Raw genomic sequence first — 1841 nt, 5'->3', positions numbered from 1 at the left:
TTAATGTAGAGAACCGCCGTATACGAGAACCGTACGTGCGGTGGTGTGAGAGCTTCTCCCTGCTAGCGTTTGCTAGTGGGGCTGGCTACTCGATTAGTGGCTGGCATTAATCTACAAAATTTCATTATTACATTGTTCTAGAACTTAAAAAGGAATTTTCCAAATCTTTATTAATTTCTGAAAATATTGATCATATCTGTAATGTCCCATGCATTATCCATATAAGTAAGGAAAGTCTTTAAGAAACTAATTTCCGTTTTTCTATAAAATAGAAACTTAATTCCAATAAATATAAAGGCAAAAATCCCATGTATAAGTATCAATAATAAAATGAATAAAACAATACCTGGGATGATTAGTATTAGTGACCACCATCCCCACTTTCTTTTATCTGGATTTGATTGTGTAATATCTGTAAAAATCTCCTTTGATTTATCAGAAACATACAAAAGATTAATATCAACATCACATACTCCTTTTTTTAAAATATATCCACCACTACCAGCTTTAGGCGGAGTTGCATATACAGTCCTCAGATAGGAATTACCTTTAAAATGAATGGGATATGTAAAATTCACCGAATCAAAAATAAGATAGAGGTCTACTTTTCCTTTAAAGATATCTTTATAATCATAATCATTTCCTACATAGATTCTACCCCAATTATATTCTTCCTTTGTGGTATACATATGTAACAATATATTTTTAAAGCTATCAAAATTACATACTATACTATCTTTAGCAAGAATATGTCCCAATGCCGCAACTCGACCTCCAATTGCTTTCTGATTCACTGTAATATGGATTTTTTGCTTTTTTGTTGATGCTTCTATTACATGTATCTCATTTCTAGGATAATCATCTGAATTCATTTCAAATAAACCATCATTATAGTAATCAAATAGGAAATAAATATCATCAAACTTATATATTTCTAAAAAATCAGGATATTCTTCCTTTAAATAGTTATATGTGAATTCTTTTGAATAAACTCTATAATTCAAAAACGAATCACAAGAATAGGTGGAGAGAAGTGATAAAACGAATAAGACCTTTAATAATATTTCTTTCATTTTTATTTGTTTTGATTATTCAATGCTCCATTCCTGCTTGCCACTAACGTTTGCTGGATGAAGTCGTGGCGCGTTAGTCGTGGTGTCGTGTCACCCGATAGGGATGACAGGACAGTAGACAAAGGCGTCAGGACGAGCCGACCGAGCCATGCTTTATGCCAGCGTGTTGGGCTTTCGTTATTAATAAATTAGGTCAAAAAGATCATTACTATAATTGAACTCAGTAACCTTCCATCCATTGGATCCTTTATATATTGTAAAATCAAATTTCAAATAATATTTTTCAAATTTTAGAATATAGATGCGTTTTACAATATAGTCCTCATAACTATATTCCTTTGCGAATTCCCATCCTATAATTTTACCATATGACGGAGTCAGATTATCAAATTGGTTCTTAACTTCAATTTTTAAGCTATCACAAATATTTGAAGGAATGACCTCCGTAATAGTTTTTAAAACTTCAATTGATTCTGAGGTTTTTCGTTCACTGAATAACTGCATCATTTTATCACATTTCTTATTGATCGAATATTTTTCCTTGTCATATTTAACAGTTACATTACATGAAGTGACAATTAATATTCCAATAAATGTGATTCTAATTAATTGAAGGCTAGTTAAAATCTTTTTCATTATTTGACCCTTTTTACGTCTGTATTTTAATGAAGCCCAACGTTTGCTGGATGAAGTCGTGGCGCGTTAGTCGTGGTGTCGTGTCACCCGATAGGGGGACTAAGACGGTAGACTAAGGTGTCAGGACGAGCA

The 1841-nt window shown here is 32.3% G+C and carries 2 protein-coding genes; both read right to left on the bottom strand.

Going from position 1 to position 1841, the window contains the following annotated elements:
* Positions 1 to 170 precede the first annotated feature (170 nt).
* Entirely contained in the window at positions 171 to 1073 is a 903-nt protein-coding gene (locus ACRD62_RS22320) for a hypothetical protein (protein ID WP_430822298.1), read from the bottom strand.
* A gap of 180 nt (positions 1074 to 1253) precedes the next feature.
* Positions 1254 to 1709 carry a hypothetical protein gene (locus tag ACRD62_RS22315; RefSeq protein WP_430822297.1) on the bottom strand — a complete coding sequence of 152 codons (456 nt, stop codon included), beginning with the start codon at positions 1707 to 1709 and terminating at the stop codon, positions 1254 to 1256.
* Positions 1710 to 1841 lie beyond the last annotated feature (132 nt).

Origin of the sequence: Carboxylicivirga caseinilyticus (assembly GCF_050589785.1) — a bacterium.
Lineage (GTDB): Bacteria > Bacteroidota > Bacteroidia > Bacteroidales > Marinilabiliaceae > Carboxylicivirga > Carboxylicivirga caseinilyticus.
Note: the sequence above shows the minus strand (reverse complement) of the source record. Positions and strands in the feature narration are given on the sequence as shown.